At 61.9% G+C, this 14,765-nt stretch carries 12 protein-coding genes; 2 read left to right on the top strand and 10 right to left on the bottom strand.

The window, feature by feature from the left end:
* The first annotated feature begins 135 nt into the window (after positions 1 to 135).
* A complete protein-coding gene (locus ACWHYV_RS09640) occupies positions 136 to 1,092 on the top strand; it encodes a patatin-like phospholipase family protein (protein WP_447980423.1) in 957 nt (318 codons plus the stop codon).
* A gap of 9 nt (positions 1,093 to 1,101) precedes the next feature.
* Here ACWHYV_RS09640 and ACWHYV_RS09635 read toward each other — a convergent pair whose 3' ends face one another.
* From ACWHYV_RS09635 to ACWHYV_RS09600, 8 genes are all read right to left on the bottom strand, one after another.
* Positions 1,102 to 4,206 carry an efflux RND transporter permease subunit gene (locus ACWHYV_RS09635; RefSeq protein ID WP_447980422.1) on the bottom strand — a complete coding sequence of 1,035 codons (3,105 nt, stop codon included), beginning with the start codon at positions 4,204 to 4,206 and terminating at the stop codon, positions 1,102 to 1,104.
* Positions 4,207 to 4,342: 136 nt separating this feature from the next.
* Complete coding sequence (locus ACWHYV_RS09630; RefSeq protein ID WP_447980421.1) at positions 4,343 to 5,419, bottom strand: efflux RND transporter periplasmic adaptor subunit; 1,077 nt, start codon at positions 5,417 to 5,419, stop codon at positions 4,343 to 4,345.
* A gap of 127 nt (positions 5,420 to 5,546) precedes the next feature.
* Entirely contained in the window at positions 5,547 to 6,647 is a 1,101-nt protein-coding gene (locus ACWHYV_RS09625) for a PepSY-associated TM helix domain-containing protein (protein ID WP_447980420.1), read from the bottom strand.
* An 82-nt stretch (positions 6,648 to 6,729) separates the two neighbouring features.
* Positions 6,730 to 9,246, bottom strand: a complete 2,517-nt coding sequence (locus ACWHYV_RS09620) for a TonB-dependent siderophore receptor (protein WP_447980419.1) — start codon at positions 9,244 to 9,246, stop codon at positions 6,730 to 6,732.
* A 314-nt stretch (positions 9,247 to 9,560) separates the two neighbouring features.
* A complete protein-coding gene (locus ACWHYV_RS09615) occupies positions 9,561 to 10,646 on the bottom strand; it encodes a FecR family protein (protein WP_447980418.1) in 1,086 nt (361 codons plus the stop codon).
* A complete protein-coding gene (locus tag ACWHYV_RS09610) occupies positions 10,618 to 11,124 on the bottom strand; it encodes an RNA polymerase sigma factor (protein WP_447980417.1) in 507 nt (168 codons plus the stop codon). Before ACWHYV_RS09610 ends, ACWHYV_RS09615 begins: the two co-directional genes overlap by 29 nt.
* 442 nt (positions 11,125 to 11,566) lie before the next feature.
* Positions 11,567 to 11,773: a hypothetical protein gene (locus ACWHYV_RS09605; protein WP_447980416.1), complete on the bottom strand. Its 207-nt coding sequence runs from the start codon at positions 11,771 to 11,773 to the stop codon at positions 11,567 to 11,569.
* Between the two features lie 7 nt (positions 11,774 to 11,780).
* Entirely contained in the window at positions 11,781 to 12,023 is a 243-nt protein-coding gene (locus tag ACWHYV_RS09600; RefSeq protein ID WP_447980415.1) for a hypothetical protein, read from the bottom strand.
* A gap of 477 nt (positions 12,024 to 12,500) precedes the next feature.
* On the opposite strand from ACWHYV_RS09600, the gene ACWHYV_RS09595 reads away from it, so the two are divergent.
* Positions 12,501 to 12,872, top strand: coding sequence for a hypothetical protein (locus ACWHYV_RS09595; RefSeq protein ID WP_447980414.1), 372 nt, complete (start codon positions 12,501 to 12,503; stop codon positions 12,870 to 12,872).
* A 347-nt stretch (positions 12,873 to 13,219) separates the two neighbouring features.
* Here ACWHYV_RS09595 and ACWHYV_RS09590 read toward each other — a convergent pair whose 3' ends face one another.
* Both ACWHYV_RS09590 and ureG read right to left on the bottom strand, forming a co-directional pair.
* Positions 13,220 to 14,089 (bottom strand): urease accessory protein UreD, encoded by an 870-nt coding sequence (locus tag ACWHYV_RS09590; RefSeq protein WP_447980413.1) that lies wholly within the window; start codon positions 14,087 to 14,089, stop codon positions 13,220 to 13,222.
* Complete coding sequence (gene ureG, locus ACWHYV_RS09585; protein ID WP_447980412.1) at positions 14,061 to 14,756, bottom strand: urease accessory protein UreG; 696 nt, start codon at positions 14,754 to 14,756, stop codon at positions 14,061 to 14,063. The genes ACWHYV_RS09590 and ureG overlap by 29 nt, the downstream gene beginning before the upstream one ends.
* Positions 14,757 to 14,765 lie beyond the last annotated feature (9 nt).

The raw sequence follows: 14,765 nt of genomic DNA, 5'->3' as shown, positions 1-14,765 counted from the left end.
CATCGACGTTTCAGGCTGCTAATCGACACGGGCAAGATGGAGGGCTGACGCATCATGGACCACGGGCTGCCTGTGAACACTTCTTCGCACTCTCAGGAACGCGGATCAGGAACGGGAGACACCGCTCAGGCGGAGGTGTCACGTGAAATCGGGGAGGCGCTCCGGCGCAAGGCCGACGGCAAGACCGACGTGCCTCCCATCGGCCTCCTGGTGCAGGGCGGCGGGATGCGGGGTGTGTACTCCCTGGCCGCCCTCGCCGCCTTGGAGGAAATGGGGCTCACCCGTTGCTTCGACCACGTGGCGGGCTCTTCGGCCGGCGCGCTCAATGGCGCGCATTTCATCACCGGGCAAGCCCGCTATGGCGTCGAGACCTACATCGAGCATTTGAGCAACCGGAAGTTCATCGATCTGTTGCGGGTGAGACGGCAGTTGGACATCGACTACCTGATCGACTACGTCGTGCGCCACGTGCGGCCCTTCGATCTGCCGGCTTTGGTCCAGGCCTCCACGGTGCTGCACATCGCGTTGGCCGACGCCGAGGACGCGTCCAGCCATTACGTCACGAACCGATCCCGCGACGTTGATCTGTGGGAAGCCTTTCGCGCGACGGCGGCGATGCCCATCCTCTACAACAAGTTCGTAAAGGTCGGCGACCGGTTGTACCTCGACGGCAGCATCAGTGACCGCCTCCCGCTCGAACGACTCGTGGAGTGCGGATGCCGCTACATCGTCGCCGTACTGACGAAGCCCCTGTCGTTTCGAAGCAAGCCGATCGGCCGACCGTTCCGCGCGCTCGCATGGTGGGCCACCAGCCACTACAACTCGGCGCTCAAGCGCGCGCTGTTCGACGAGAACACGCGCTTCAACGACACCATGGCGGCGCTCGGCAGGCGTCACTACACGGGTGCGGACGGAGAATCGGTGAAGATCGTCGTCATTGCCCCGGCAAGCCAGAATGGCTTGGTGAGGTGCGTGACGAGGGATACCCGCCGGCTCCGGCGCTGCGCGCTCCAAGCCCGAGCCGACGCCTGGCGGGCGCTCGGCCAGACTCCACCTTCGACGGTTCATCCCTTCAGACCGGATACCGCCTAGAGGGCACGTTCAGCTTTCCATCACCGGGCTCACCGGTTCCGGCAGGTTCCGCTCGTCATCAGCCACACGGGCAGCCTGATGTGTCACTCGCTCTCGGGACAGCAGGAGGTACACGGCCGGGACGAGGAACAGGGTGAGCAGCGTCGAGAAGAGCAGGCCGCCGATGACGACGATGCCGAGCTGCTGGCGGCTGACGGCGCCCGCGCCGGTCGCCAACGCGAGCGGCACGGCCCCCAGGACCGTGGCGAGGCTGGTCATGAGGACCGGCCGTAACCGCAGTGTGGCGGCATCGAGGATCGCGGTCGTCGGATCGCTTCCGCGTTGACGAAGCTGGTTGGCGAACTCGACGATCAAGATCGCGTTCTTGGCGACCAGCCCGATCAGCATTACCAGCCCGATCTGGGTATAGATGTTCAGCGTGCCGCCGAGCAGCTTCAGCGCGAGCAGGGCCCCCGTGACGGCCGGCGGGACGGACAGCAGGATCGTCAAGGGGTGCACGAAGCTCTCGAACTGCGCGGCGAGCACGAGGTAGATCACCACGAGCGCAAGCACGAACACGAACACGAGGCCGCCGGTCGCTTCTTTGAACTCCTTCGTTTCGCCCGCATAGCTGATGCGGGTGCCAGGCGGCACGATCTCTCGTGCCGTCGCCTCGAGCCCTTCCAGCGCCTGGCCCAGCGTATACCCCGGCGCCACGCTGGCGCTGATCGTGACCGCGCGCATCTTATCGTAGTGGTTCAACGACTTGGGTGCCACGGTCTCGCGGATGGTCACCAGGTTGCTGAGCGGAACCGGCTGGCCGTCGCGGCCGCGGACGTACAGCGCCTGGATATCGGACGGTTTGACGCGGTCGCGGTCCCGTACCTTTACGATGACGGGATACGCCCGGCCGTCCCGGATGAATCGCGTGACGGGACGCCCTCCGAGCAGGGTTTCGAGCGTTCGTCCCAGGCCGGCCAGGGACACGCCCAGGTCCGCGGCCTTGTTTCGTTGCACCTTCACTTCCAGCTCGGGCTTGTTCAGGTCCAGATCGGTATCCAAGTTGGTCAGGCTCTCGAGGCCCTTCGCCTTCCCGATGATCAGCCCGACCTGCCGTTCCAGCTCTTCATACGAGTTCCCGCCGATGACCAACTGGAGCGAGGTCTTACTGCTCGACGCACTGAACGGCGAGGGCATATTGGGGAAGGCCTGCACGCCGGTCATCTCCTCCATGTCGCGCGTCAGGCGTGCGACGATCTCCTGGGTGGTCCGACTCCGTTCGTCCCAATCGACCAGGGAGGCCCAGCTCGCCGCAAGGTTCACGACGGTCGGGCGATCCCCGCGACCGACGACGGTGTAGATCGATCGGATCTCCGGTATCCGGGCGTAGAGCGCCTCGAGCTGCCGGGCATATTCGTCCGTGTAGCGGATGGTGGACCCTTCCGGCGCGGTCATCATCCCGATGAACCATCCCAAATCTTCGACCGGCACGAGCTCGGATGGAAGACGCGTCCCCAACCACACGCTGACGACCAGTGACGCCCCTCCGACGAACAGAACGAGGGAACGGGCACGAAACGATTGGTGCAGCACGCGCCGATACCCGGCGGCAAGCCGGGCGAAGCCCGACTCGAGCTTGGCTGAGAGCAGACCGGGACGGGTGCGCCGAAGCATCCGGGCGCACATCATCGGCGTGAGCGTCAAGGCGACGAACCCCGAGATCAGGACCGAGCCGGCGACGGCGAGCGCCAGCTCCCCAAACAGCCGGCCGACGGTCCCGGTGAGAAACGCGATGGGAATGAAGACCGCCACGAGCGCGAGAGTCGTCGCGATGACGGCAAATCCGATCTCCCGGCTGCCCACCAGCGCCGCTTGCTCCGGCGGCTGCCCGCCCTCGATGCGCCGGTGAATGTTCTCGAGCACGACGATGGCGTCATCGACGACGAGGCCGATGGCCAGCACGAGCCCCAGCAACGTCAGGAGGTTGATCGAAAATCCCCAGAGATACAGCAACGTGAACGTGCTCACGATCGATGCGGGGATGGCCACCGCGGGAATGACCGTGGTCCGCGCGCCACCAAGGAAGAGAAAGATGACGAGGACGACGAGGCCCAGGGCGATCGCCATGGCGACATACACCTCGCGAATGGATCGCTCGATGGAGAGGGAGCTGTCGAAGGCGACGTCCAGCGTCATGCCGGGCGGCAAGGAGGGCTGAATCCGGGAGATCTCCTGCTTGGCCGCTCGCGCCACGGCCAGCGCATTGGCCCGGGATTGCTTCATGACGCCGAGGCCCAATGCCGGCTTTCCATTGACACGAACCAGCTTGCGGTCGTCTTCGGCTCCGAGCGCCGCTCCCCCGACTTGATTGAGACGAACCGGATAGCCGTCCCGGTATGCCACGATGAGTTGGTTGAACTGCTCGGGCGTCTCCAGCCCCCCCTCGGTGCTCACCGTGAACTCCCGCCGCTCGCTCTCGATCCGGCCCGACGGGATCGCCACGTTCTGCGCGCGGAGCGCGTCCTCGACGTCTTGCACGGTCAGCCGGCGCGAGGCGAGCAGGTCCGGGTCCAGCCAAATCCGCATCGCATAGCGCCGCTGACCGTCGACATAGATGTGTGAGATGCCCGGGAGCACCGCCAGGCGGGTTCGAATCTGGCGATCCGCGAAGTCGGTCAGCTCCAACTCCGTATGCCGGTCGCTGAACAAGGCCAGCCAGAGGACTTCGTCGTCACCGGCGTCCGATTTCGCCACCATCGGCTCTTCGATCTCGAACGGAAGCTGGCGCCGCACGAGCGCGGTGCGGTCGCGGACGTCGTTCGTGGCGGCGTCGAGATCGTGCCCCAGCTCGAACTCCAAGGTGATCTGCGACACTTCCTCCCGGCTGATGGACGTGATCGCCCTCAGTCCCGCGATTCCGCTGACGGAGTCCTCCAGGATCGTCGTGACCTCGGTCTCGACCAACCGAGCGCTCGCGCCCGGGTAGACGGTCCGGATGGAGACGACGGGACGCTCGATGTCGGGATATTCGCGAACCGACAGGCGGGTGAAGGCGAGGAGCCCGAAAAGGACCAGCCCCAGCGTCATGACGGTCGCGAGAACAGGACGGCGGATGGAAATTTCGGAGAGCCTCATGGGAGACGTGAATCGTTATTCGTTGTTCGTTATTCGTGAAACGTCGGAGGCAAAGAGAATCGTTACTTGTGATTCGTTACTCGTTAATCGTCGGAAGCAACGAGCATGTTCATCTCTGACGAAGAACGAACAACGATTAACGATTCACGATTCTCACCCGCATCCCCTCCTGGAGCTTGTGCTGTCCGGTTCGCACCACGACGTCTCCCGCCTGCAACCCGTCGAGGACCTGCACCAAGCCCCGCTCGCGGGCCCCGAGCTCGACCTCGGTCAACCGGGCGGTCTGGTTCACCACCCGGTAGACGTAGGTCCGCGCGCCTTGCGGGATCACCGATTCTTCCGGGATCAACAAGGCGTGGTCGTTGCGGTCCAGCAGAACCGTGACATTGGCAAAGAGCCCAGGACGGAGCTTGCCGGAGGGATTCCGAACACGGGCCTGAACGGGGACGGCGCGGTTGGCTTCATCGATGCGGGGTGAGAGTGCGGAAATCGTTCCGCTGAACTCTTCATCGGCGTAGGCATCGGTGAAGAGACGCACCTCCTGGCCGACGGAGAGCCGGCTCAAGAACGTCTGCGGGACCTTGAAGTCGATGTGTAACGTGTCCAGGTCCTCCAGCGTTACGAGATCCTGTCCCGGCTCGACGTATTCGCCCGGTGAGACGCGTCGGATGCCGAGGTGCCCGGAAAAGGGAGCAAGGATCTTCGTCTTCTCCAACCGGGTGGTGTTCAGCGCGTGTTCCGCCTTCGCGCTCTTGAGCTTGCTCGCCGCCTGATCGATCTGCTCCTGGGATACGAACTGGTTTCCTTCCTGACCCAGTTGCCTCATGCGCTCATACCCGATTCGAGCCTCCTCCAGTCGGGCCTCGGTTTGGGCCGCCTGTGCCCGCAGCTCCGCATCATCGAGCATGAAGAGCACGGCGCCTTTGCTGACCCGCCGGCCTGATTCAAAGAGGACCTGCGTCACCCGGCCTGCGATCTCCGGCCGGATCGTGACCGCCTCCTTCGCCTGAAGCGTGCCGACCGCCTTCACGGCCTCGGTCACACTTCCGGGGACGACTTCGGCGACGTCGACACGGATGAGGTCGGCCTCGGGCGTCTCGGTGGCGGCCGACGATCCCCCGAGTTTTTCGGTCGAACGCAGAGAGAGGAGCAGCCCCCCACCCAGCAGGGTACAAAGCACGAGACCTGTGAAGAGCCAGGCCCTTCGGTTCAAGTCGCCTCTCCTGATTCCCACCGTTCCCGTCCTGCTCGGTTCCGCCCCGGCGGCGGGGCGTCGGCGGTGTCGATGAGAAGACCGTAACTCGCTCGATGCCTTCCGAGGGCTAGAGAGTCATCGAACACTAGCGGCCGAGACCCGGTGATGGCTTCCGTTTCCGCCACCACAGAAGAAATCCCGTGGCAGCAGAGATAGGTATCACAAGACTGACAATGAAGGCGAGGACCTGAGTCGGCAGGCCGTAGATCGCACCGACGTGGATCGGGTACACCAGCAACCGAATCGTGGCCCCCAGCGGCAGATCTTCATATCTGGCCACTTGCAGGATTTCCCCGCTGTACCGATCTACGCAGAGATGGCTTTGAGCATTCGGATTCCCCCGCCTGGGAAACCGCTTCGTGATTGCGTAGGGGTCATCTGGCTTTTGCGGGAACATCAACTCGGTCACCTGCGCGCCCGGCAAGACTGCGTCTGCCCTGCGGAGGGCCTCGTCGACGGAGAGCGGTCGGGCGCCGGGAACCGCCTGCGAGCAGCCTTCCGACTTCCAGGGAGGCGGAGGGGACTGGGTCAGCCAAAAGATCGCCTCGTTCACCACAGGAAACGACCAGACGAGACCGGTCAGCGCGATCACGATCAGGTACCAGGAGGCATAGAAGCCCAGGACATTGTGCAGGTCATAGATCAGGCGCCTCGTTCCCTCTTTCCACCTGACATTGAGACTGGGTTTGGAGCGCGCCGGGGTGCGCGGCCACCACAGAAAGATCCCCGTGACGAGCAGGAAGAGCGCCCCCAGGGTCGCGACACCGACGACGATTCGGCCGGCTTCACCCGCCAAGAGAGTCCGGTGCAGCGAGAACATCGTCCCGAAAAACGTGTTCTCGTACTTCCGTTCGCCCAAGACGGCCGCCGAATAGGGATCCACGAAGATCTGCCGGCCGCCGACCGTATGCAGAATAACGGAATGATCCGGGGCAGCATGCAGTTCGATCCACTCCAGACGCTCCGATGGATAGGCCGCATGAACCGCGTCGAGGAGGGCATCCAGGGACAGCGGCACGCCGCCCGGAACGACACGCCACAGCTCCGGGTGGAGCGCTTCATCGATCTCCGTCTCAAAAACCAGGGCGGCCCCCGTCAGACCGATGACGATGACCACCGCCGAGACGAGCAGCCCCAGCCACCGGTGCAGCACGAGCAGGAGCTTACGAGGTGCGATCGACGCCAAGGGAACCTTCTCAGCAAATACGACTGCGCCAGCGGGCGGACCCACTGGCGCAGTCGAGGAGAGCTCCTCTGTCGAAAGACGGTTAGTAGTACTCCAGCTTGAGAGACGCCAGGAACGTCAACGGCGCGCCCGGAAGGATCGAGCCACGGAAGCCGTCGGTGGCGGCGAAGTATTCCTTGTCGAAGAGATTTCTCACGTTCAGCGCGGCGTACAGGTTGGTCCGGTTGAAGATATTCTGCTTCCGGTAATAAAGAGCGGCATCGGCTCTCACATAACCGGGCAACTCGAGGGTATTTGCCAGATCGCCTACTCGCTCTCCGGCCGCAAAGATCCCCGCCCCCACGCCCCAGCCCTTCAACGCCCCCTCTAGAATCTGGTACGTGGTCCAAAGACTGCCTGCATGCCGCGCGACGTTTGGGAGCCGGTTGCCGGGCGCAAACGTGTTGTCGGTTTCCACCTCCGCGTCGGTATAGGCATAGGTAGCGATGATGTTCCACCCGGGTGTGATCTGGCCGGAAATGTCCAGCTCGATGCCTCGGCTCTTCTGCTCCCCGGTTTGAATCGAAAAGATCCCAAACGTGGCGGGATCTGGCGTCGTGAGATTGTCTCGGAGAATCCGATAGAAGGCCAGGCTGGCAAATAGCCTGTTCGGGATCAGATCGGTCTTGACACCGACTTCATACTGAGTGCCGCGGCTTGGCTTGAACGCCGAGCCGTCCGCCGTGACCCCAAGCTGTGGCACAAAGGATCGCGTGTAGTTGGCATACAAGGAGACCGGCCGAATCGGCTGATAGACGAGACCAACACGGGGACTGAAAGCCATGTCCTCCTGCGTTTGCACCGGCGCACCACCGAACCCTACCGTATTTTGCCGCTGTCGAAAGATATCGTACCGGACACCGCCGAGGAGCTTGAGGTTTTCCAGCAGCTCGACGTGGTCCTGGACATAGAAACCGGCCGATTGGAGCAGGGTGTCAAAGAGGAACGCCGGCGGGACATCGATCTTGGCCTGCGTGCCATAGACTGGATTGAAGATGTCGATCGAGGTTGCGCCTACAAACCCCTCTTGGCTGGAGAAGGATTCCCGACCGAGCTCGAAGCCGGTTAACAACGTATGATTAATCGAGCCGGTCGAGATCTTGCCAACAAGGTCATTGCGCCAATAGTAACTGGAAAATCTGGTGCCGGTTCTCAACAAGAATCGATTCAATGTACGGCCGTCGGCTTCCACACTTCCCAGCCCCACATCAAACGAATCCTGCCCGTTGAAATCAGCGCGAAATACACTGAGCAGCGACCAGGTGTCGTTGAACTGATGATTCAAGAAAAAGCCGGCTCGTCCATCCTGTGTCTTCACCTCGTTGAACTGTTCACCAAGTTGCCGGCTGAGTGGAATCGCAGCAGGACGATCGCCAACCGCCACAAGGCCGCGGTCCAGGAAGCGGCGATCGCGCAGATACTCTCCTTCGAACGTCAAGACCGTCCGACTGCCGATTTTCCACGTGAATACCGGAGCCGCAAAATAGCGATTGCCGAAGACGAAGTCCCGAAAACTTTCCGCGCTTTCATAGGCACCATTGAAGCGATAGAGCAAGGTCTTGCTGCTGTTGAGCGGCCCCGAGAAATCGACCGTGGGTCGATACAGGTTGTAGCTGCCGATGATCATATCGGCGGCGTAGTAATGGCTGGACAGCGGCTGCTTGGTCATGACGTTCACGATACCGCCCGGCTCGCTTCGGCCGTACAGCACGGATGGAGGTCCCTTGAGGACTTCGAGCCGCTGAATATTGGCCATCTCGATCAGCCGTGCCTGACGGAACTTGTCTTGCCTAAGGACGTTCTTGAAGAAGCCGCATTCGAATCCCCGGCAGATCGGGATCGGATCGAAAAAGGATCCAAAGTTCGTCGAAAAGACACCGCTGACGTTCTGGAGCGCCTGATCCAAACGAATTGCTTTTTGGTCCTCGATGACCTGCCGGGGCACAACGTTGCTCACGACAGGAACGTCTTTTCGATCGAGAGGGATCCTTGTTGCGATAAATTCTTCAGGTTGGAAATAGTCGCGCTCAACCGGCGATTCTCTCACCAGAATTTGGGGGATTTTGATGGCCTGCGACGCCGACGTTTCATCCGGCTCGGGAGGGCCTTGTGGCTGACCGGTGGATTGCTCACTGGCAGCCATCCTGAGCGGTTCCGCTTCAGACGCCTTTTGAAGCGTGACCGTATCGGCACTGACGTACCGATACGTCATGCCCGTTCCCGCAAGAAGCGCCTGCAAGGCCTCGTCGGGACTGTAGCGCCCGGTGACGCCGGGCGAGTGCCGATCTGCAGCCACCTCGGAAGGGAAACTGACCTGGAGCCCGCTGGTCTTCGCAAACTCGTTCATCGCTGGGCCGAGCGGCTGCGGCGGGATATCATAGTCTCTTTTCTCACCCGACTGTGCAGATGGAGAGCCTTGGGCAAGAGCGTGCTCGAAAGCCCCACCGATCAGGAGGAACAGGCACAACCCCTGTGCCGCAACCGTGAGAACAGGGGCTCCAATCGGTGATCGTAAGAACCGTGTGAACCCCACCCGCTTCCACCAGCCGTCGTACATCATTCCCTCCTAATAGGTCGGATGAAGATCCCCCTCCTCGATAGGCATGGAGAAGTACTCCCTTCGACGTAGAGGACGGCGCCTCCCTCACCCGGCCTGAAACATTTTTTCGGCATGAAGAAGATGGGGTACGAAAGGCCATGGATCGAGGAAGTTCAGGAGAGGGAGGCGGCGGGCGGGCTCGCCCCGAGCTCAGGACGTGAGAGAGGCGACTGGCGTCCTGCACTGGATGCCGATCAAGGGGAAGGGCTGACGTGCCACCGTGAACCGCTCGAGTCAGCGGGAGGTGCGCTGCTGAAGGGCTCAGGGCCGGCGTGTCAATAGACGAAGCAGAGGCGGTTCGTCACACGAACGAGGTGGATGGGAAGGGTCTGGGCAAGGGTCTCGAGAATTCTCTCGGGGTCCTCGAGAAAATAGGTTCCACTCACCGTGACCCGACTGCCGACATCCCCGAGCATGAAGATGCGCCCGTCGTGATATCGGGCGATCTCGGCGATCGCGACGCCCAGTGGGGTTTGATCGAACACCAGCCGGCCATGAGTCCATGCGATCGCCGCATCCGCACTCACAGGCTCCGGCGAGCCGATCACGCCGTGCCGCACGGAGATCCGCTTTCCCGCAGAAGCCGACACCGGCGCGTCTCGTCCGCCGGCTGTCACCTCCACCATGCCCTCGATCACCGTGACATCGACGCTTTCGTCCATCCGAACATTGAACCTCGTTCCGACGGCGTGAACGGCAACCCCCTGCCCGCGGACCACGAATGGACGATTGGGATCCGGGGCGACATCGAACACGGCTTCTCCGGTGAACAGGTCGGCATAGCGGTGTTCCTGCGTCACCTCGATGGACATGGCGGTCCGGGTGTTCAAGATCACCGCCGACCCATCGGGTAGTCGGATGTGCTCTTGCTGACCCGGACGCGTGGAGTACTGAGGCGCTGGCGTCCGGAGAGTCTTGACGGCAACAAGGACCACGCACACGAAGACGAGGATCCCAGCGAGAGCAACTTTGGGGGAAATAGGCGTGTGAGAGGGGACGTGGGCCGAACCAGCTTGGCTCCCGGCCATCCGCTCGACGGCACGCGTCAGCTCAGGATCGTTCCAGAGACGCCACGCTCGAGCCCACGCCTCCTGGTGTGCCGGGGACGCGTTCTTCCATGCTTCGAATCGATTCCGCTCTTCGTCGGAGACCGTGGGCGATCGAAGGCGTACGAGCCACGCCAGGGCCTCGTCCGAGATACGGCCTGGTTGATCGTCACCCCCCTGACTGGAAACGGACTCTCGCTCGGACACGGATAGGGCACCCTGCCACGCCCCCTCGACAGTGGCGCTAGAGGGGACAGTATATCCGGCCGGAGCAGTGAGTACAATTTCAGCGCTTCCTAGACGGCATACCTTCATCGACTGCACGCCGGCAGTGCGTGAGGGCGCGCATCATGTTCTTCTCCACCGCGCTCTCGGAAATGTTCAGGCGTTCGGCGATCTGGCGGTAGCTGAGGTCATGGGCTCGATGGAGAACAAAGACTTCTCGTGATCGAACGGGCATCGTCTCGAGGGCCGCCACGAATCGATCGAACCGCTCTTTGTCCGCCAGCACACGATCCGCGGACGGCTGATCGCTTCGGACATGCAGCGCCTCTTCGAGCCCGGTCGTCTGGAACGCGTGAACTTTGCCTTTGCGAAGGTGATCGAGCGCCAGATTCTTCGCGGTCCGATAGAGAAAGGCGCGGGGGTGGTCGATCGCTTGACCGTCTGAGGCGGAGACCAGCCGCAAATACGCCTCTTGGGTCAGCTCATCAGCCGTGTCGCGACATCCGACGATCCGATGCAGCCAAGAAGCGAGCTTCGACCAATACTCATGAAACAGTGCCTCGACCAAGGCATAGTCGAGGGTCGCCGGGATAGATTGACCTATAGGCGGGCACTCCGACCTCTCCGTCAATTCAGCCCCATGATTCATGGTGATCCCTTCCTGATTCGGATGTACCTTTGTGAAAACAAAAAGCCCCAGCCAGGGCTGGGGCTCGGGACGCGAGGTCTCTGGCCTATCTTGTGATCAATATCGCTCGGCCCGGTTGCGAGACACGTTGGAAAGTCGAGTCGATATTGATAATTGTTATCATTACCATTCTTACCCAAGCATGTCAAGGCCCAAATCGTCGAGCTGTGGCGGGAGCCGGGAGAAGAGTTCTCAACCGTGCGGGGGGCTCAGTGCAGCGGCAAGCGCATTGACAAGTCTGTTACAGCAGCAAAAACGGCGGCACGCGACCAGACGGCGCGTGACGTGGCGCGGCATAGTCGCCCCATACCGGCGGGAGGCGTTACTGTTGGTCAGCCGGGAAGGACTGTTCTTTATGGGGCTGCCGGCGGAACCAGTCGTTGTACGCGAGCTGTAGCGCGTGAATCGTGTCGATGACCGTGTTTTCCTGGACTCCCGTCAGCGCTTCGCCGCGTTCGAGCAATTCCAAGAGGGCGCGCGCGCCGCGACCGAATTCCTGGATTCTGACCGCCTTTTCTTCGTCCTGCATGACGACATCACTTCGCACCTGCCCGCTTCGGCGGCCGGCCACGACGCTTCGGGATGTTGTTCACGAGAGATTGAATTTTCGGCGGCCGGCCGCGGCGTCGCCCGGTTGCGCCCGCTCCGGCCTTGGGCACGATCTGATAGCCGACTTTCTGAAGCACCTGGTTCAAGCTCTCGATCAGGCGACGTTCCTTGAGCGCCAAGGCTTCCTTCTCCGTGAGCAATTTCCGAACCCCCTCGATCAAATCGTTCATGCTGTCTCCTTTGCCAACAGGCCTGTAGTGTGAACGTGTCAAGACGCTCGGCCAACGTCCTCGACGCTATCCGTCCGAGTCTTCGAGCCAGGAACCAAACAGCTCGCGATGCACCGCGCAGTCCCTTCGAAATTCCCGCTCGAGAGAACCGGTCGGAAGTCACGTGCCTCTCCCGGCAGCATTCCGGCGTGCGCTAAAGTAGGCCACCAGGGTCGTCGCTGTCAATCCAACAATTATGAATAAATGCGCATTAAGCGGAATTGTTTTTACCGGTCATTTGGCATTCATTAATTCGCTGAGTAGATGGAAGCATTGAGAGGAAAATAGGCACATAGCAGGACCATAATCAACGGACAAATCGGATTATTTTACCTGATCATCTCTACGAATCTTTCACTATCTCGATGAAAGAGGTGCTCCTCGGAGCCCACCCAAGCCGCCTGCTATACTTCCGTGACAACGAGAGGAGAACCTGAAATGTCGAAGCAGCACTTCGGGCCGATCATCGCCTTCATGATGCTCCTCCTGGCGCTCGAACCCGACGGCTACGGCCAAACCTCCGGGACGTTCGGGATGATGTCACCGGCGCTCGTGGCTCAAATCCAACAACTCGCTGAGCTGCTGCAACAACGTATGGCTGAAGGCAAACTGGATGACGCCCAAATCCAGACCGAGCTGCAGCAGGGAAATCTTGCGGCCGTCATTCGGGAATTGGGTCCGGAGTCGACGGCGCTGCTGGACCAAATCAAAGCGACGCTTCAGTCACAGCACAGCGAAGACGAGTTGAACGCCATGCTGCAAGGCCTCTTGGCCACCGTCCCTTCCCCTGGCAACCCCGCTGGTCCGTGAAGCCTCGCGAGAGGTTTCGAAGATCCTCGAACAGCGCTGCCCCCGACGCTCATACTGGACGTGCTTTCAGATCAGCCACACCCTGTGACAAATTTTGCCACCGATGTACAAAAATGGACTCACTGTCCAATGAGGGCAAACAACAGACAAAACTGAGAATCTCTGCTCCAGTATTCGACGTCCTTCGCTTTTCCAGGAAACAATTTTCGTCGGCATTGGCTTTGCAGTACAGAACGCACATACAGATGTCACGGAGCTCGCTATGTCGCTCGAAACTCTGATCGCCGTCGGCGTCTTTGGTTGGCTTGTCATCGGTATGGTGATGATGGGACTTGGAATCTGGTGAGTTAATAGCGTCGCAGGGCCGGGAGCGGGAGACCCCATAATTGTGCCCGAGCAGCCGCCCAGCAAGCTTCGAAACACGCAGTAAAATCCGGGGCTGATTTCGCGAAGAATTTCACGATCAGGCCTCGCACGGCTGGCTCCGACACCCCTCCCAATACCCGGCCCTGCCGATCTCCCAGGATCGCCGCCAGACTGTCCTCCAGCCCCTTTCGCTTCTCCTCCGCCATCGACTCCCCGATGATCCAGAGCGACCCGACGTAGTCCCAGTCCTCGGCAAGTCCGACATTCCAGCCCGCTCCGCCCGGATCCAGACGATATCGCTCCCTGGCACACCACCCCGACGTGACGCTCACCTCCACCTCGTTCTCGAACGTCGCAAAGCGCCACCGCTCGCCTCGTGCCACCCTGCCGGAAGCAAACGCATCCCAAAGGAGCAACATGGCTCCCGCTCCGAGGCGAACGCGCATGCGTTGCCGGTACCGAGAGCCGGCAAACGGAATGGTCAGGTCCGGCACCCATTCGAGCACGGCGCCCTCAGCCACCTCGAGGTCGACGACTTGGTCGGCGCGCTCCCCAAGCGACCGATAGACCCGGTTGGCCGACGGGGTGGAGCAGAGGACGCGGGTTTCGGGGCCCAGAGCGACACGAATCCCGAGCCGATCTCCGCCGACGAGCCCACCGGACGGGTTGACCAGCAGGGCGTAGGCCGCCCCGTCGTCCATGGTCATGGGGGGGAGGAAATGCCAGGGGGTACACGCGCGGGACTCCGAGAGGACGGTAGTCCCCGCTGCACGGACGAACGCGAGCGAGATGTCGCCGGCCCGGCCGACCTGGCCGGCGTCGCTAGCTGGAATGATGGGCGGAGACGGCATGGGCGCGGGCCGAATGGGATTGGACGAACGCCTCGACCCACCGCACGACTTCGGAGAGTCCTTCGCCGGACCGGAGGTTGGTGAAGACGAACGGCGCATCGCCTCGCATCCGTCGGCTGTCGCGTTCCATCACCCCGAGGTCGGCCCCCACGTAGGGAGCCAGGTCCATCTTGTTGATCACCAGCAGGTCGGAACGCGTGATGCCCGGGCCGCCTTTTCGTGGAATCTTGTCCCCGGCCGATACGTCGATCACGTAGACGACGGCATCGACCAGTTCGGGGCTGAAGGTCGCCGCCAAGTTGTCCCCGCCGCTCTCGACGAACAACAACTGGACTCCGGGAAGCCGCTTCACGAGGTCATCGATCGCCTCCTGATTATGGGAGGCGTCTTCCCGGATCGCGGTGTGCGGGCAGCCGCCTGTTTCGACCCCGGTAATCCGATCGGCCGGCAACACGCCGCGCCGGGTCAGGAACTCCGCGTCTTCCTTGGTGAAGATATCGTTGGTGACGACACCCAGGCTGTAGCGATCACGAAGCCGCGTGCACAGAGCCTCGACCAGCGCCGTTTTTCCCGACCCCACCGGCCCGCCGATCCCGATGACTGGAACGCCACGCGCCCGCGCGAGCGTCGGCCGGTCGCCTGCGTGATGATGGTGCTCCGCGCTCATGAACAGCCG

This window comes from Candidatus Nitrospira bockiana (assembly GCF_965152565.1).
Note: the sequence above shows the minus strand (reverse complement) of the source record. Positions and strands in the feature narration are given on the sequence as shown.